This is a genomic window from Streptomyces sp. L2 (genome assembly GCF_004124325.1).
Classification (GTDB): domain Bacteria; phylum Actinomycetota; class Actinomycetes; order Streptomycetales; family Streptomycetaceae; genus Streptomyces.
The window spans coordinates 847,362-864,544 of sequence record NZ_QBDT01000001.1 but is presented as its reverse complement, the minus strand read 5'-3'; the positions used below and the strand labels follow the sequence as shown (position 1 = coordinate 864,544).

Genomic DNA, 17,183 nt, shown 5'->3' with positions numbered 1-17,183 from the left:
CGGCGCTGCGGGGCTGATCGCCTGGGCGAGTGCCCCCGGGGCGGGCGCGGGTTCGGGTGCTCCTGAGGCGGACTCGGGGTCTGGTGTGCCGACGCCGGGTGGCGGGGGCGGCGGCGCTGAGTCGGGTGCCGGAGGCGGTGCCCCCGAGGTGATCGCCGGGGCCGGGCCCGTCATCCGCCCCGGGGAGCGGGCGACCGTACGGCTGCGGGAGGGGGCCGAGGAGGAGCCCGCGCGGTATGCGCCCGAGTGGCTGCGGCTGCGGGAAGGGGCCGACGCGGCCGCCCGGGCGGAGGAATCGCTGGATCTGCTCAGGACCAGGCTGTCCGGCCGGGCCGGCGGGATCGTCGTCCACGATCTGGGATGCGGGACCGGGTCGATGGGCCGGTGGCTCGCCCCCCGCCTCGACGGCGCCCAGCACTGGGTGCTGCACGACCGCGACCCCTATCTGCTGCACTTCGCCGCCGCCGGCTCCCCGAAGGCCGCCGCCGACGGCAGCCGGGTCACCGTCGAGACACGGCGCGCCGACGTGTCCCGGCTGACCGCGGACGCGCTGGCCGGCGCCTCGCTGGTGACCGCGTCGGCCCTGCTGGACGTGCTCACCCGGGAGGAGGTCGAGACCTTGGCGGACGCCTGCACCGGGGCCGGCTGCCCGGCGCTCCTCACCCTGTCCGTCGCCGGGCGCGTCGAACTCGGCCCGGCAGACCCGCTGGACGCCGAGATCATGGACGCGTTCAACGCCCACCAGCGGCGCGGCGGACTGCTCGGACCGGACGCGGTGAACGCGGCGAGGGAGGCGTTCACCGGACGTGGGGCGACGGTGCGGGTCCTGCCGAGCGCCTGGTGGCTCGGCCCCGGGGAGGCCGCGCTGACCGCGCAGTGGCTGCGCGGCTGGGTGGGCGCGGCCGTCGAACAGCGGCCTGACCTGGACGAGCGCGCCGAACGCTACCTCCAGGACCGCCTGGCCGCCTGCGCGTCCGGCGACCTGCACGTCGTCGTCCACCACGACGACCTGCTGGCCCTGCCCGGCCCCGAAGGCGGCCCGGCATGAGCGCCCAGCTGGTGAGGGCCGACCCCGGCCCGCGGAGCACGGACTCGCAGGCCGGCCCAGAGCCGATGGCCACCTCGCCGGCGGCCACTCCGAAGGCCCCGGCCGCACAGGCCCCGGCGGCGACCTCCACCGGCTCCGCATTCCCGACGCCGCCGCTCGACGCGCCCGCAGGGCGCCGCCGTCCCCGCCTCGAACTCCGTGCCCTGCGGACCCACTTCGGCACCCTCGTCGGAGTCGTCATCCTCTCGGCCCTGCTGTGGCGGCTCGGTACGGGCGTGCTGGTCGACGGGCTGCGGCGGATCGACGCGCCGGCCCTGCTCGCGGCCGTCGGGATCGGTGCCGTCACCACCGTCCTGAGCGCCTGGCGCTGGCAGTTGGTGGCACGGGGGCTGCGGATCCGGTTGTCGTTGCGCGGCGCCGTCGCCGACTACTACCGGGCGCTGTTCCTCAACGCGGCCCTGCCCGGCGGAGTGCTCGGAGACGTGCACCGGGCGGTACGGCACGGGCAGAGCACCGGTGACGTGCGGCGCGGGGTGAAGGCCGTCGTCCTGGAGCGCGTCGCCGGGCAGATCGCGCTCACCGTCTTCGGCACGGTGGTGCTGCTGGCACTGCCGTCCCCGGTGCGGGACGAGGCCCGCGCCGTCGCCGCGCCGGCCGCGCTGGCCGCCGCGGGGGTGGCCGCCGTCGTCCTGGCCGTCCGCATGAACCGCGCCCCCTCGCGCCGCGCGGGCGCCCTGCGCACCTTCCTCGGCGAGGCCCGCGAGGGTCTGCTGTCCCGGCGCAACGGTCCCGGCGTCGCGCTGGCCTCCGGCGTCGTCCTCGCCGGACACCTGGCCACGTTCGTGGTGGCGGCCCGGGTGGCGGGCGTCGCCGCGCCCCTGCCGGTGCTGGTGCCGCTCGCGGTCCTCGCCCTGGCCGCCATGGGCCTGCCGCTGAACGTCGGCGGCTTCGGCCCCCGGGAGGGCGTCGCCGCCTGGGCGTTCGGCGCGGCCGGACTCGGCGCGAGCAGCGGCGTCGCGGTCGCCGTGGTGTACGGCGTCCTCAGCTTCGTGGCGAGCCTGCCCGGCGCCGCCGTCCTCGTCGCCCGCTGGTACGCCGGCCTGCGCGCCGGCGCGCAGGCCGACGGCCACGGTCCCGCCACCGCCCAGCCCGGCTACTCGCGTTCGGCCTGCGGCGAGGTGAGCAACTCGGCGTACGCGCCGAACGATTCCGTGAGGCTCGCCAGCAGTTCCTTCCCTTTTTCCGCCGAACCCAGGGAAGGACGGCCGATGACACCCGATCCGGTATAGGCGGACATTCCGACGGTGAGCAGATGACGGCGGTCGTCCGCGGTGAAATCAGCGGACTCATATCCAGGGCGGACGAATTCGGGGTGAGCGTGCAGCAGAATCGAGGTCTCGATCTCCCCGGCGTGCATGTCGGTGAGCAGCGAGGTCCGCACCCCGGCCCGCTCCCGCGCCGTCTCCCAGTCCTCGGCGGCCGGGAACAGCGCCATCCGCTCCCCGCGCGCGGAGGCTTCCTGAACGACGTTGCCCAGCACATAGTTGCCGCCGTGGCCGTTCACCACGACGAGCGCGCCGACACCGGAGCGGCGCAGCGAGTCGGCGATGTCCCGGACCACCGCGTGCAGGGTCACCGCGGAGATGCTGACGGTCCCCGGCCAGCCGGCGTGCTCGTGCGAGCAGGAGACCGTCACCGGAGGAAGGAGGTGCACCGGGTACGCGGCGGCGATCTCCCGCGCCACCGCGCACGCGACGAGTGTGTCGGTCGCCAGCGGAAGGTGGGGGCCGTGCTGTTCGAAACTGCCGACGGGAAGGACGGCCACCTGAGTTGAAACGCCCGCCGTCCGCGTCCGTACGTCTTCCGTGGTGTCCGTCGGCACCAGCCCGCCCGCCGTCGGCCACGGCCCGTCACTCGCCGGCCCAGCGCCCGAACCAGTCATCTCTTCACGGCCTTTCGTCTCTGCTTAGGAATCAGATCATGACAGAAAACATCGGTGTCCTCGGCAAGAAGTCCCCGCGCCACCGCGGCGCGGAACGCGTCGTGAATGCGCCATTGCCCACCGTGTACGGCGATTTCGAAGCGGTGGGCTATCTGGACCACGACCGCGGTGACGAACAGGTCGCGCTCGTGTACGGCGACATCGGCGCGGAGAACGTCCTGACCCGGCTGCACTCGGAATGCCTGACCGGGGACGCGTTCGGCTCCCGGCACTGCGAGTGCGGCGACCAGCTGGCGTCCGCGCTGCGCGCCGTCGTCGCCGAGGGCAGCGGCATCGTCGTCTACCTCCGGGGCCACGAGGGCCGCGGCATCGGCCTGCTGGCCAAGCTTCGCGCGATGGCCCTGCAGGCGGAGGGCCTGGACACGGTGGAGGCGAACCTGGCCCTCGGACTGCCCGTCGACGCCCGCGACTACCGGGTGGCCGCCGAGATACTCCAGGACCTGGGCGTCCGCTCGGTGCGGCTGATGTCGAACAACCCGCGCAAGCGGGAGGCCCTGGTACGGCACGGAGTCCAGGTCGCCGAGCAGGTGCCGCTGCTGATCGAGCCGTGCGAGAGCAACATCACCTATCTGCGGACCAAGCGGGAGCGCCTCGACCACCACCTGCCCCATCTGGACGCGGTGGCGCACACGTCCTGACGGCCGGTCTGTCAGCCCGTCACCGCCGCGTGCACGAGCCGCCGCAGGTCGGGGAACACCTTCAGCTTCCTCGGGCGCACCTGGGTCATGAACTGCACGGTCAGATCGAGGGCCGGGGCGATCCAGAAGGCCGTGCACGCGGCGCCCGTCCAGCCGTAGGTGCCCATGCTCGACGGGGACAGGGTGCGGGACGGGTCGGTGACCACGGAGACGTTGAAGCCGAAGCCGAGACCGTCGTTGCCGGGTTCCTGGTGGGCGGGGGCGCCGAAGGCGCGGATCGTGGCGCCGCCGGGGAGGTGGTTGCGGGTCATCAGGTCGACCGCGGCGGACGACAGCAGCCGGACGCCGTCCAGTTCGCCGCCCCGGCGCAGCATCTCCATGAACCGGTGGAAGTCGTGGGCGCAGGAGACCAGTCCGCCGCTGCCCGACAGGAAGCGGGGCCGCCCGAGGACCGGCAGCCCCGGCACCGGCTCGATCCGGCCGTCCTCCGTCTCGCCGTACAACTCGGCGAGCCGGCCCTGCTGTTCGGGCCGGACGTGGAAGCCGGTGTCGGTCATGCCGAGCGGCCGGAGGATCCGCTCGGCGAAGAACGCGTCCAGCGGCTGCCCCGAGACCGCCTCGACGACCCGGCCCAGCACGTTGGAGGCCACCGAGTAGTTCCACCGCGTGCCCGGCTCGAACTGCAGCGGCATGCGCGCGTAGACGTCGGCCGTCTCGGCCAGGTCCTTGCCGGGCGGCACCGAGTACTCCAGGCCGGCCTCGCGGTAGAGCGCGTCGACGGGGTGGGAGTGGTAGAAGCCGAAGGTCAGGCCCGCGGTGTGGGTGAGCAGGTGGCGCAGCAGGACCGGTCTCGCCGCCGGGCGGGTGCGGACGGCGGCGCCCTCGCCGCCGTCGTACACGCGCGGCTCGGCGAAGGCCGGCAGGTGGCGCTCCAGCGGGTCGTCGAGGGACAGCAGGCCCTCCTCCATCAGCAGCAGCACGGCGACGGCGGTGACCGGCTTGGTCATGGAGTAGATCCGCCACAGCGTGTCGGCCTCCACCGGCAGCCCGGCCGCGCGGTCCCGCAGGCCGTGAGCGGTGAGGTGGGCGACGCGGCCGCCGCGGGCCACGGCCAGCAGGAAGCCGGGCAGCCGGCCCTCGTCGACGAGGCCCGCGAAGTGCCCGTCGAGGCGGTCCAGCGCCTTGGCGTCCAGCCCGGCCTCGCCCGGATCGGCTTCCTGTCTCAGCTGTGCCATCGCGTCCCTCCGGTCCCGTCCGCGCGCGTGCGGTCCGCTCCGGCTTACCCGGCGGCGGCCCGCTTCAGACCTGAGGAATGTGGCACGGGCACCGGAGCGTTGACGTCGGTATGACTCAGGACCCGACGCAGGACGCCCTGCTCACGCTGCTCTCCGAGGGCCACGGCGGGGTGCTGGTCACCCTCAGGCGCGACGGCCGGCCCCAGCTGTCCAATGTCAGCCACGCCTACTACCCCGAGGAGCGGATCATCCGCGTCTCGGTCACCGACGACCGGGCCAAGACCCGCAATCTGCGCCGCGACCCGCGTGCCTCGTACCACGTGACCAGCGCCGACCGGTGGGCGTACGCGGTCGCGGAGGGCACGGCCGAGCTGACGCCGGTCGCCGGGGACCCGCACGACGAGACGGTCGAGGAGCTGATCCGGCTCTACCGGGACGTCCAGGGCGAGCACCCCGACTGGGACGACTACCGTGCCGCCATGGTCCGCGACCGCCGGCTGGTGGTGCGCCTGCACGTGGAGCGGGCGTACGGCGTGCCCCGGCGCTGACGCCCGCGGGGGCCCGTACGCCTGCCGGCGATGGCAGGAGCCATGGGGGACCCGGGCCGGGCCGGGTCCCCCATGGGCGGCGGGGTCAGCCCTTCTGCGCCGACTCGACGGCGTGGCCGCCGAACTGGTTGCGCAGCGCCGCGACCATCTTCATCTGCGGCGAGTCGTCCTGCCGTGAGGCGAACCGGGCGAACAGGGACGCGGTGATCGCCGGCAGCGGTACGGCGTTGTCGATGGCCGCCTCGACGGTCCAGCGGCCCTCCCCGGAGTCCTCCGCGTAGCCGCGCAGCTTGTCCAGGTGCTCGTCGTCGTCCAGGGCGTTGACCGCGAGGTCCAGCAGCCAGGAGCGGATGACGGTGCCCTCCTGCCAGGAGCGGAACACCTCGCGCACGTTGTTCACCGAGGACACCTTCTCCAGCAGCTCCCAGCCCTCGGCGTAGGCCTGCATCATGGCGTACTCGATGCCGTTGTGGACCATCTTGGAGAAGTGCCCGGCGCCGACCTTGCCCGCGTGGACGTAGCCGTACGGCCCCTCGGGCTTGAGCGCGTCGAAGACCGGCTGGAGCCGCTCGACGTGGTGCTTGTCGCCGCCGACCATCAGGGCGTAGCCGTTCTGCAGGCCCCACACGCCGCCGGAGACGCCCGCGTCGACGAAGCCGATGCCCTTGATGCCGAGTTCGGCGGCGTGCTTCTCGTCGTCGGTCCAGCGGGAGTTGCCGCCGTCGACGACCGTGTCGCCGTCCGCGAGCAGCTCCTTGAGTTCGTCGATGACGGACTGGGTGGCGTGCCCGGCGGGGACCATCACCCAGACGGTGCGGGGCGCGTCGAGCTTCTCGACGAGTTCGGCGAGGTCCTTGACGTCGGAGAGCGCGGGATCGCGGTCGTAGCCGATGACGGTGTGGCCGGCGCGGCGGATGCGCTCGCGCATGTTGCCGCCCATCTTGCCGAGACCGATGAGACCGAGTTGCATGTCAGTTCACTTCCCTGGTGGTGCGGTAGGCGGCGACGAGGGCCGTGGTGGAGGCGTCCAGACCGGGGACGTCGGCGCCCCGGGTGAGGGCGGGTTCGACGCGCTTGGCGAGGACCTTGCCCAGTTCCACGCCCCACTGGTCGAAGGAGTCGATGTTCCAGACCGCGCCCTGCGTGAACACCTTGTGCTCGTAGAGGGCGACCAGCTGGCCGAGGACCGACGGGGTCAGCTCGCGGGCGAGGACCGTTGTGGTCGGGTGGTTGCCGTGGAAGGTGCGGTGCGGGACCTGCTCCTCGGGCACGCCCTCCGCGCGGACCTCCTCGGCGCTCTTGCCGAAGGCGAGGGCCTGCGTCTGGGCGAAGAAGTTGGCCATCAACAGGTCGTGCTGGGCCTTGAGTTCACCGCTCAGCTCGCCGACCGGGCGGGCGAAGCCGATGAAGTCGGCCGGGATCAGCTTCGTACCCTGGTGGATCAACTGGTAGTAGGCGTGCTGCCCGTTGGTGCCGGGCGTGCCCCACACCACCGGCCCGGTCTGCCAGTCGACCGGTTCGCCGTCCCGCCGCACCGACTTGCCATTGGACTCCATGTCCAGCTGCTGGAGGTACGCGGTGAACTTGGACAGGTAGTGGCTGTACGGCAGCACCGCGTGCGACTGGGCGTCGTGGAAGTTGCCGTACCAGATCCCCAGCAGCCCCATCAGCAGCGGCGCGTTGGCCTCCGCGGGCGCGGTGCGGAAGTGCTCGTCGACCAGGTGGAAGCCGTCCAGCATCTCCCGGAACCGGTCCGGGCCGATGGCGATCATCAGGGACAGGCCGATCGCCGAGTCGTACGAGTAGCGGCCGCCGACCCAGTCCCAGAACTCGAACATGTTGTCCGGGTCGATGCCGAACTCGGTGACCTTCTCCGCGTTCGTCGACAGCGCCACGAAGTGCCGGGCCACGGCCTTCTCGTCACCGTCCAGGCCGGCGAGCAGCCAGGAGCGGGCCGAGGTCGCGTTGGTGATCGTCTCGATCGTGGTGAACGTCTTGGACGCCACGATGAACAGGGTCTCGGCGGGGTCCAGGTCGCGGGTCGCCTCGTGCAGGTCGGCGCCGTCCACGTTGGAGACGAACCGGACGGTCAGCGAGCGGTCGCTGAACGCCCGCAGCGCCTCGTAGGCCATCGCGGGGCCCAGGTCGGAGCCGCCGATGCCGATGTTGACCACGTTCCTGATGCCCTTGCCCGTGTGGCCCGTCCACGCGCCGGAGCGGACCCGCTCCGCGAAGCCGGCCATCTTGTCGAGCACGGCGTGCACGTGCGGCACCACGTTCTCGCCGTCGACCTCGACCACCGCGTCGCGCGGGGCGCGCAGCGCGGTGTGCAGGACGGCCCGGCCTTCGGTGAGGTTGATCCTCTCGCCGCGGAACATGGCGTCCCGCAGCCCGGACACGTCGGTGGCGGCGGCGAGTTCGCGCAGCAGCCGCAGGGTCTCGTCGGTGACGAGGTGCTTGCTGTAGTCGATGTACAGGTCGCCGACGCGGACGACGTAGCGCTCGGCGCGGCCGGGGTCCGTCGCGAACAGCTCGCGCAGGGACGGCAGGCCCGCGTCGCGGTGGGCGGCGAGGGCCGCCCACTCGGGGCGTGCCGTGAGCGCGGGGGAGGGGGACATCAGGCGTTCTCCTTGGCGGCCTCGCCCCGCAGGGCTACGGCGTACATCTCGTCGGCGTCGAGGCGCCGCAGCTCCTCGGCGATCAGTTCGGACGTGGGGCGGACCTTCAGGGCGAGGGTCCGCGGGGGCTGGCCGGGCAGGGTCAGCGTGGCGAGGGGACCCTCGGGCCGGTCGATGACGATCTCGCCGCCCGCGGTGCCCAGGCGCACGGCCGTGACGACCGGCCCCGCCGTGACCACCCGCTCCACCGGGACGCCGAGGCGGGCCTCCAGCCAGCGGGAGAGCAGTTCGGCGCTGGGGTTCTCCGCCTCCGCCTCCACGGCCGCCGACGTCACCGTCACCCGCGCCTGGTCCAGGGCGGCGGCCAGCATCGACCGCCACGGGGTGAGCCGGGTCCAGGCCAGGTCGGTGTCGCCGGGCGCGTAGTTGCGGACCCGGGTCTGGAGCATCTCCAGGGGGCGCTCGGAGGCGTACAGGTCGGTGATCCTGCGCTGGGCCAGCGTGCCGAGCGGGTCCGCGGAGGGGGTGTCGGGCGCGTCCACCGGCCACCACACCACCACCGGCGCGTCCGGCAGCAGCAGCGGCAGCACGACGGAGTCGGCGTGGTCGGTGACGTCGCCGTACGTCCGCAGGACGACCGTCTCGCCGGTGCCGGCCTCGGAGCCGACCCGCACCTCGGCGTCCAGCCGGGAGTGGGTCCGGTCGCGCAGGGTGCGCGCGTGCCGCTTGATGACGACCAGGGTCCGTGAGGGATGCTCGTGCGAGGCCTCCTCGGCCGCCCGGATCGAGTCGTAGGCGTTCTCCTCGTCCGTGACGATGACCATCGTCAGGACCATGCCCACGGCCGGGGTGCCCAGGGCCCGGCGGCCCCGCACCAGCGCCTTGTTGATCTTGCTTGCCGTGGTGTCGGTCAGGTCGATCTTCATGGCCTGCGCCAGCTCCGTCCGTCTCGTGCGAGCATCTCGTCCGCTTCCCTCGGTCCCCAGCTGCCCGACGCGTACGGGGCCGGCCTGCCGTGCTCCGCCCAGTACCGCTCGATCGGGTCGAGGATCTGCCAGGACTCTTCCACCTCCTGGTGCCGGGGGAACAAATTCGCGTCGCCGAGGAGTACGTCCAGGATGAGCCGCTCGTACGCCTCCGGACTCGACTCGGTGAACGACTCGCCGTAGGCGAAGTCCATCGACACGTCCCGGATCTCCATCGAGGTGCCGGGCACCTTGGAGCCGAACCGGACGGTCATGCCCTCGTCCGGCTGGACCCGGATGACGATGGCGTTCTGGCCCAGTTCCTCGGTGGCGGTGGAGTCGAACGGGGAGTGCGGGGCCCGCTGGAAGACGACCGCGATCTCTGTCACCCGGCGGCCGAGCCGCTTCCCGGCACGCAGGTAGAACGGCACGCCCGCCCAGCGGCGGTTGTCGATGCCGAGCTTGATCGCCGCGTACGTGTCGGTCTTCGACGTGGGGTCGATGCCGTCCTCTTCGAGGTAGCCGGCCACCTTCTCGCCGCCCTGCCAGCCCGCCGCGTACTGGCCGCGCACCGTGTGCCGGCCGAGGTCCTGGGGCAGCCGCACCGACTTCAGGACCTTCAGCTTCTCGGTGAGCAGCGCCTCCGCGTCGAACGCGATCGGCTCCTCCATGGCGGTGAGCGCCATCAGCTGCAGCAGGTGGTTCTGGATGACGTCCCGGGCGGCGCCGATGCCGTCGTAGTAGCCGGCCCGGCCGCCGATGCCGATGTCCTCGGCCATGGTGATCTGCACGTGGTCGACGTAACTGCGGTTCCAGATCGGCTCGTACATCTGGTTGGCGAAGCGCAGCGCCAGGATGTTCTGGACGGTCTCCTTGCCGAGGTAGTGGTCGATGCGGAACACCTGGTCCGGCTCGAACACGTCGTGCAGGATGGCGTTCAGGTCGCAGGCGCTGTCCAGGTCGTGCCCGAACGGCTTCTCGATGACCGCGCGCCGCCAGGCGCCCCGCGGCGGGCTCGCCAGGCCGTGCTTCTTCAGCTGCTGGACGACCTTCGGGAAGAACTTCGGCGGCACCGACAGGTAGAACGCGAAGTTGCCGCCGGTACCCCGGGAGGCGTTCAGCTCCACGACCGCGTCCCGCAACTGCTTGAACGCGGTGTCGTCGTCGAAGTCGCCCGGGATGAACCGCATGCCCTCGGCGAGCTGCTGCCAGACCTCCTCACGGAACGGGGTGCGGGAGTGCTCGCGCACCGCGTCGTGCACGACCTGCGCGAAGTCCTGGTCCTCCCAGTCCCGGCGGGCGAAGCCGACCAGCGAGAAACCCGGCGGCAGCAGACCGCGGTTGGCCAGGTCGTACACGGCCGGCATCAGCTTCTTGCGGGACAGGTCGCCGGTCACCCCGAAGATGACCAGCCCCGACGGGCCGGCGATCCGGGGGAGCCGGCGGTCGCCGGTGTCCCGCAGCGGGTTCACCCAGTCGGCCGCCGGGCCGACGGGCACCCGCACCGCCTCCTCGGCGGGGGCCTGCGTTGCCTGGTCGGTCATGACGCGTCAACTCCCTTGCTCTCCAGGGCCGCCGCGACGGCGTCCAGCAGGTCCTGCCAGGCCGTCTCGAACTTGGCCACGCCCTCGTCCTCCAGCTGCCGCACGACCTCGTCGTAGGAGACGCCGAGCCGTTCGACGGCGGCCAGGTCGGCGCGGGCCTGCTCGTAGCCGCCGGTCACGGTGTCGCCCGTGATCACGCCGTGGTCGGCGGTGGCCGCCAGGGTGGCCTCGGGCATGGTGTTGACCGTGCCGGGGGCGACCAGCTCGTCGACGTACAGCGTGTCCTTGTATGCGGGATCCTTCACACCGGTGGACGCCCACAGCGGGCGCTGCGCGTGGGCGCCCTCGGCGGCGAGGGCGCGCCAGCGGTCGTCGGCGGGGGCTCCACCGCCAGTGGATCCGAACACCTGCTCGTACGCCGCGTACGCCAGCCGGGCGTTGGCGAGGGCCGCGCGGCCCTTGAGCGCCAGGGCCTCCGGGGTGCCGAGGGCGGTGAGCCGCTTGTCGATCTCGGTGTCGACGCGGGAGACGAAGAAGGACGCCACGGAGTGGATCGTGGACAGGTCCAGGCCCCGCGCGCGGGCCTGCTCCAGCCCGGCCAGGTAGGCGTCCATGACCTCGCGGTAGCGCTCCAGGGAGAAGATCAGCGTGACGTTGACGCTGATGCCCAGCCCGATGACCTCGGTGATGGCCGGCAGGCCCGCACGGGTGGCCGGGATCTTGATCATCGCGTTGGGGCGGTCGACGAGCCAGGCGAGCTGCTTGGCCTCGGCGACGGTCGCCTCCGTGTGGTGGGCGAGGCGCGGGTCGACCTCGATGGAGACCCGGCCGTCGCGCCCCTCGGACGCGGTGTATACGGAATGCAGAATGTCGGCGGCGGACCGCACGTCGGCGGTCGTCATCATCCGGACGGCCTCGTCCACTGTCACCCCGCGCACGGCCAGCTCGCGGAGCTGCTCCTCGTAGCCCTCGCCGGAGCCTATGGCGGCCTGGAAGATCGACGGGTTGGTGGTCACGCCGACGACGCCCGCGTCGTCGACGAGCCGGGCCAGCGAGCCCGAGGCGATCCGGGTGCGCGACAGGTCGTCCAGCCAGATCGAGACGCCCTCGTCGGCGAGGCGCTTGAGGGCTCCCGGGGTGGCGATTGCTTCGGTCACAGTCATCATCTTTCTCGTCACGTGCGGATCAGGCGCGCGCGGCGGCCAGCGCGTCGCGGGCCGCCGCGGCCACGTTCTCGGGGGTGAAGCCGAACTCGGCGAACAGGGTGGCGGCGTCGGCGGAGGCCCCGAAGTGCTCCAGGGACACGATCCGGCCCGCGTCACCGATGTACCGGTGCCAGGTCAGGCCGATGCCGGCCTCCACCGCGACCCGGGCCCGCACCGACGGCGGCAGCACCGCCTCCCGGTAGGCGCGCGGCTGCTCCTCGAACCACTCCACGCACGGCATCGACACCACCCGCGTGCCGATCCCGCCGGCCTCCAGTTCCTCGCGCGCGGCCACGGCGAGACGCACCTCGGAGCCCGTCGCGATGACGATCACCTCCGGGACCTCGGTCGAGGACTCGCGCAGCACGTAGCCGCCCTTGGCCGCGTCCTCGCGGGGCGCGTACACCGGCACGCCCTGGCGGGTCAGCGCGAGCCCGTGCGGGGCGGGGCGGGTGGCGTGCCTCTTCAGGATCTCGGCCCAGGCGACCGCGGTCTCGTTGGCGTCCGCCGGGCGGACGACGTTCAGGCCCGGGATCGCCCGCAGCGAGGCCAGGTGCTCGACCGGCTGGTGTGTGGGCCCGTCCTCGCCGAGGCCGACGGAGTCGTGCGTCCACACGTACGTCACCGGCAGCCGCATCAGCGCCGACATCCGGACGGCGTTGCGCATGTAGTCGGAGAACACCAGGAAGGTGCCGCCGTAGATCCGGGTGTTGCCGTGCAGCGCGACGCCGTTCATCGCGGCGGCCATCGAGAACTCGCGGATCCCGAAGTGCACCGTACGGCCGTACGGGTCGGCGCCGGGCAGCGGGTTGCCCGCCGGCAGGAAGGAGCTGCCCTGGTCGATGGTGGTGTTGTTGGAGCCCGCCAGGTCGGCGGAACCGCCCCACAGCTCCGGCAGCACCGGGCCGAGCGCCCGCAGCACCTTGCCCGAGGCGGCACGGGTGGCGACCGGCCTGCCCTCCTCGAACACCGGCAGCGCGGCCTCCCAGCCCGGGGGCAGCTCACCCTTGCTCACCCGCTCGAACAGCTCGGCTCGTGCGGGCTGCTCGGTGCGCCAGGCGGCGATCCGCTTGTCCCAGGCGGCGTGCGCCTGTGCGCCCCGGTCCAGGGCGGCGCGGGTGTGGGCGAGGACGTCGCCGTCCACCGCGAAGGTCCGCCCGGGGTCGAAGCCGAGGAGGCGCTTGGTGGCGGCGACCTCCTCCTCGCCCAGCGCCGAGCCGTGGGAGGCCTCGGTGTTCCGCGCGTTCGGGGCCGGCCACGCGATGACCGTGCGCATCGCGACGATCGACGGCCGGCCGGTCTCGGACCGCGCGGCCGTCAGCGCCGCGTGCAGGGCGGCCACGTCGACGTCCCCGTCGGCGGTCGGCTGTATGCGCTGGGTGTGCCAGCCGTATGCCGCGTACCGCTTCAGCACGTCCTCGGAGAAGGCGGTCGCCGTGTCGCCCTCGATGGAGATGTGGTTGTCGTCGTAGAGGAGGACCAGGTTGCCGAGCCTCTGGTGGCCGGCCAGCGAGGAGGCCTCCGCGGAGACGCCCTCCTGAAGGTCGCCGTCGGAGACGATCGCCCAGACGGTGTGGTCGAAGGGAGAGGTGCCCTCGGGGGCGTCCGGGTCGAACAGGCCCCGCTCGTAGCGGGCGGCCATCGCCATGCCGACCGCGTTCGCGACGCCCTGCCCGAGCGGTCCCGTGGTGGTCTCCACGCCCGCCGTGTGCCCGTACTCGGGGTGGCCGGGCGTCTTCGAGCCGTGTGTGCGGAACGCCTTCAGGTCCGCGAGCTCCAGCTCGTACCCGGCGAGGAACAGCTGCGTGTAGAGCGTCAGCGAGGTGTGCCCGGGGGACAGCACGAAGCGGTCGCGGCCGGCCCACTCAGGATCGGCCGGGTCATGACGCATCACCTTCTGAAAGATCGTGTACGCCGCCGGGGCCAGGCTCATCGCCGTGCCCGGGTGGCCGTTGCCCACCTTCTGCACCGCGTCGGCCGCGAGCAGCCGGGCGGTGTCCACCGCACGCCGGTCCAGGTCCGTCCACTCGAAGCCGTCGGAGCCGTCGGATGCTTGCGCGCTCATCTTCAAGAAGTCCTCGTTCGCTGCGGGAATCTGGGGAAACGTCGGCCGGACGCGTTCAAAACTAAAAGTCTGACTTTTTGGAAGGAAGGTCGGCGTGTGTCAGCCTGTGGTGAATCTGGGACACCCCGGCGGGCGCGGCGGGCGCGACAGGGCGACAGGGGCGGCACGAGCAGGACATGGCGGACAGAACAGACGAGCAGGACGGTGCACGCGGGCAGGACGGCGCACGCGGGCAGGACGCTGACGGGATCAGAACGTTCCCCTTCCCGGCCGACCGGGCCGCCGGCGGCGTCGGTATGCGGATCGGCCCGCTGGAGACCGACCGCACCTGGCACTCCGACGCCCCGCTGCACCGCGTCCACCGCATCGACTACCACGTGGTCATGCTGTTCACCGCCGGCCCCGTACGGCACATGGTCGACTTCGCCACGTACGAGGCCGGCGCCGGCGACCTGTTGTGGATCCGCCCCGGACAGGTCCACCGGTTCTCCCGCGGCAGCGAGTACCGCGGAACCGTCCTGACCATGCAGCCCGGCTTCCTGCCGCGTGCCACCGTCGAGGCCACCGGCCTCTACCGCTACGACCTCCCGCCCCTGCTGCACCCCGGCCCCGCGCAACTCACCGGACTCGGCGCGGCCCTTGACCAGCTGCGCCGCGAGTACGAGGACACCACGACCCTCCCGCTCGGCCTGCACACCGCCGTGCTGCGGCACAGCCTCACCGCGTTCCTGCTGCGCCTCGCGCACCTGGCGGCCGGTCCGGAGGAGGCGGACCGGTGGCGCGCGGACGCGGCGGACACCCCCTTCACGCTCTTCCGTGACGCCGTCGAGCAGGGCTTCGCCACCAACCACAGCGTCAGCGCCTACGCCGACGGTCTGGGGTACTCGCGCCGCACCCTGGTCCGCGCGGTCCGGGCCGCGACCGGGCAGACCCCCAAGGGGTTCATCGACCGACGCGTCGTCCTGGAGGCCAAACGCCTCCTCGCGCACACGGACCTGCCGATCGGCCGGGTCGGGGCGGCCGTGGGCTTCCCCGACGCGGCCAACTTCTCCAAGTTCTTCCACCTGCACACCGGTGTCACCCCGGTGGCGTTCCGGGCGGAGCTGGCCGGACCGGCCGGCCCGTGACGGCGAACGGCCCCGAAGGCCCGGGGGGTGAGGGGCCTTCGGGACCGCGACCGGGGTCCGGCAGGGCGTGTCGGCGTCAGTGGCCGAAGTCGAACCAGTTCACGTTCACGAAGTCGGCCGGCTGTCCGCTCGTGAACGTGAGGTACACGTCGTGCGTCCCGGTCACCGCGCTGATGTTCGCCGGGATCGACCGCCAGCTCTGCCAGCCCCCGGTGTCGCCCACCGCGAAGCTGCCGATCGGCGCGTTGCTCCGGCTGTCCAGCCGCACCTCCACCAGGCCGCTGACCCCGGAGGCCGCGCCGCTCGCCACGCGCGCGGTGAACTGCCGGGCCGCCGAGGAACCGAAGTCGACTCCCTTGTAGAGCGCCCAGTCGCCGTTCGCGAGCCAGCCCATGTCCTTGCCGCCGCCGGAGTCCGACGTCGTCTCGGTGGCCACCCCGGACTGGCTGTCGTACGACTCCGCCTGGATCGCGCTGTAGGCGTCACGGTTGCCGGTGGGCGGGGGAGTGGTGCCGCCGCCACCGCCGGACGTCAGCACCTGGACGTAGTCCACGGCCATCGGGTGGTTCGGCTCGGTCCCGCTGTCCGGGCCGCCGCCGAAGGCGCCCGGGAAGCCGCCGCCCATCGCCACGTTGAGGATGACGAAGTAGCCGTGGTTCGTGGCGTTGGCCCAGGTGGTCGCGTCGACCTGGTTCGCCTTCACGGTGTGGAAGTTGACGCCGTCGAGGTAGAAGCGGATCTCCTCGGGGCTGGTCGAGCGGTCCCACTCCATCGCGTAGGTGTGGAAGCCGGCCTGGCAGGTACTGCCCGTGCAGGACGTGGAGTTGCCGATGCCGGACGTCTCGTTGCAGGGGCCGCCCGGGTTGGTGCCGCAGTGCATGGTGGCCCAGTCGGTGTTGAGGCCCTGGACGTTCTCCATGATGTCCAGCTCGCCGACGCCGGGCCAGTTCTGGTAGTTGCCCCGGAACGGCGAGCCCAGCATCCAGAACGCCGGCCAGTAGCCCTTGGCGGCGGCGCCGGTCACGTTCGGCATCTGGATCCGGGCCTGCACGCGCAGCTTGCCGCCGGCCGGCGGCTGGAAGTCGGTGCGGTTGGTCTCGATCCGGCCGGACGTCCAGTGGCCGGAGGAGTCCCGGCGCGGCGTGATCAGCAGGTTGCCGTTGCCGTCGAGCGAGACGTTGCTGGTGGACGACGTCATCGACTCGACCTCGCCGGTGCCCCAGTTGCCGGCGCCGCCCGGGTAGGACGTCCCGGTGTCGTACAGCCAGTTCGCCGTGTTCACGCCCGAGCCGGCCGCGCCGTTGAAGTCGTCCAGGAAGACCTGTGACCAGCCCGAAGGGGGTGTGGGCGCGGACGCGTTCGCGGGCGCGGTGGCCACCGTGGCGGCGGCCGCGGCCAGACCGATCGTGGCGGCCACCGCGACGAGGGCACGGCGGAAGGAACGGGCGCGGTGCGCTCCGCCGCGGCCGGGCGACCCGGATCTGGATATTCCGGAGGGTTCGCTCATGGGGAGGCCTCTCAGGTACGGGGAGATGCGGGGAGTGCCCTGAGAGCGCTCTCAGGACTGGCGTCAATGTGCTCTCCGGCCGCCGGGCCGTCAAGACTTAAAACAAGGAAAGTCCTTTTGTCCGGGTGGAGTTCACTCTGTGAAGTGGGGGAGCGTCCTGGGGCTGGGTCGGGTGAAGGCGGGTGGTCGGCCGAGGGGTCGCGTGCGTGAGGTGGAGGTGCCGCGTGCGTACGGCTGAGGGGTCGCGTGCATGCGGTCGACGAGCCGCGTGTATACGGCGGACGGCCGCGTGTAGGCGGTGGGCAGTCGGGTGTGGATCACGGACGGCAGCGTGCGTGCGGCCATGGGCAGCGTGCGTGCGGTTGACGGCCGGGTGTGTACGGCGGACAGCCGCGTGCGGATCGCGGACGGGCTCCGTGGAGATGGCAAACAGCGCGTGGGTGGTAGCCGGTAGCCGCATATCGCCTACCGCGGCGTGTATACGCCCGCCGGGCCCCGTGCACACGGCCCGACGGGCAGCCCTCGTACGGCGGTTGTGGGCCATCTCCGGCGTGCCCGCGGAGTCGGCCGGAACCATGGTTGTCCCCGGTCCGGCGACTGTGACCAGAGTGGGGACACCGACCGGCGTTCCGGCCGGGACCGTGGTCCTGCGGGTGCGCCATGGCGTGCAACCCGCACCCT

At 72.5% G+C, this 17,183-nt stretch carries 13 protein-coding genes and 1 pseudogene; 5 read left to right on the top strand and 9 right to left on the bottom strand.

The annotated features are described in order from the left end of the window. The first annotated feature begins 148 nt into the window (after positions 1-148). Both DBP14_RS03840 and DBP14_RS03835 read left to right on the top strand, forming a co-directional pair. Positions 149-1,048, top strand: a complete 900-nt coding sequence (locus DBP14_RS03840) for a methyltransferase domain-containing protein (RefSeq protein WP_129311661.1) — start codon at positions 149-151, stop codon at positions 1,046-1,048. Then, a pseudogene (locus DBP14_RS03835) lies at positions 1,045-2,055 on the top strand (lysylphosphatidylglycerol synthase transmembrane domain-containing protein); the annotation flags it as partial. The gene DBP14_RS03840 and the pseudogene DBP14_RS03835, both read left to right, overlap by 4 nt. A gap of 146 nt (positions 2,056-2,201) precedes the next feature. Here DBP14_RS03835 and DBP14_RS03830 read toward each other — a convergent pair. Next, complete coding sequence (locus tag DBP14_RS03830) at positions 2,202-2,990, bottom strand: creatininase family protein (RefSeq protein ID WP_129305635.1); 789 nt, start codon at positions 2,988-2,990, stop codon at positions 2,202-2,204. 38 nt (positions 2,991-3,028) lie between these two features. Here DBP14_RS03830 and ribA point away from each other — a divergent pair, with 38 nt between their 5' ends. Beyond that, positions 3,029-3,688 (top strand): GTP cyclohydrolase II, encoded by a 660-nt coding sequence (ribA, locus tag DBP14_RS03825; protein ID WP_129305634.1) that lies wholly within the window; start codon positions 3,029-3,031, stop codon positions 3,686-3,688. Positions 3,689-3,699: 11 nt separating this feature from the next. Here the strand turns inward: ribA and DBP14_RS03820 are convergent, their stop codons facing one another. Next, the gene (locus DBP14_RS03820; protein ID WP_129305633.1) at positions 3,700-4,923 is read right to left on the bottom strand and encodes a serine hydrolase domain-containing protein; all 1,224 of its coding nucleotides are present in this window, start codon (positions 4,921-4,923) and stop codon (positions 3,700-3,702) included. 110 nt (positions 4,924-5,033) lie between these two features. Here DBP14_RS03820 and DBP14_RS03815 point away from each other — a divergent pair, with 110 nt between their 5' ends. Next, complete coding sequence (locus tag DBP14_RS03815; protein ID WP_129305632.1) at positions 5,034-5,471, top strand: PPOX class F420-dependent oxidoreductase; 438 nt, start codon at positions 5,034-5,036, stop codon at positions 5,469-5,471. Positions 5,472-5,556: 85 nt separating this feature from the next. Here DBP14_RS03815 and gnd read toward each other — a convergent pair whose 3' ends face one another. Genes gnd through tkt form a run of 6 tightly spaced genes read right to left on the bottom strand, consistent with a single transcriptional unit; the run spans position 5,557 to position 13,868 of the window. Then, positions 5,557-6,441: a phosphogluconate dehydrogenase (NAD(+)-dependent, decarboxylating) gene (gnd, locus tag DBP14_RS03810; RefSeq protein ID WP_129305631.1), complete on the bottom strand. Its 885-nt coding sequence runs from the start codon at positions 6,439-6,441 to the stop codon at positions 5,557-5,559. A gap of 1 nt (position 6,442) precedes the next feature. Then, the gene (gene pgi, locus DBP14_RS03805; protein WP_129305630.1) at positions 6,443-8,089 is read right to left on the bottom strand and encodes a glucose-6-phosphate isomerase; all 1,647 of its coding nucleotides are present in this window, start codon (positions 8,087-8,089) and stop codon (positions 6,443-6,445) included. Then, complete coding sequence (opcA, locus tag DBP14_RS03800) at positions 8,089-9,015, bottom strand: glucose-6-phosphate dehydrogenase assembly protein OpcA (protein WP_129305629.1); 927 nt, start codon at positions 9,013-9,015, stop codon at positions 8,089-8,091. Before opcA ends, pgi begins: the two co-directional genes overlap by 1 nt. After that, positions 9,012-10,598: a glucose-6-phosphate dehydrogenase gene (gene zwf, locus DBP14_RS03795; protein ID WP_129305628.1), complete on the bottom strand. Its 1,587-nt coding sequence runs from the start codon at positions 10,596-10,598 to the stop codon at positions 9,012-9,014. Before zwf ends, opcA begins: the two co-directional genes overlap by 4 nt. Then, the gene (gene tal, locus DBP14_RS03790; RefSeq protein WP_129305627.1) at positions 10,595-11,764 is read right to left on the bottom strand and encodes a transaldolase; all 1,170 of its coding nucleotides are present in this window, start codon (positions 11,762-11,764) and stop codon (positions 10,595-10,597) included. The genes zwf and tal overlap by 4 nt, the downstream gene beginning before the upstream one ends. Positions 11,765-11,783: 19 nt before the next feature. Further along, entirely contained in the window at positions 11,784-13,868 is a 2,085-nt protein-coding gene (gene tkt, locus DBP14_RS03785; protein WP_129305626.1) for a transketolase, read from the bottom strand. Between the two features lie 176 nt (positions 13,869-14,044). Between tkt and DBP14_RS03780 the strand changes: the two genes are divergently transcribed. Continuing rightward, the gene (locus DBP14_RS03780; RefSeq protein ID WP_129305625.1) at positions 14,045-14,995 is read left to right on the top strand and encodes an AraC family transcriptional regulator; all 951 of its coding nucleotides are present in this window, start codon (positions 14,045-14,047) and stop codon (positions 14,993-14,995) included. Positions 14,996-15,071: 76 nt separating this feature from the next. On the opposite strand, the gene DBP14_RS03775 is transcribed toward DBP14_RS03780, so the two are convergent. Next, positions 15,072-16,502 (bottom strand): glycoside hydrolase family 16 protein, encoded by a 1,431-nt coding sequence (locus DBP14_RS03775; protein ID WP_129305624.1) that lies wholly within the window; start codon positions 16,500-16,502, stop codon positions 15,072-15,074. Positions 16,503-17,183 lie beyond the last annotated feature (681 nt).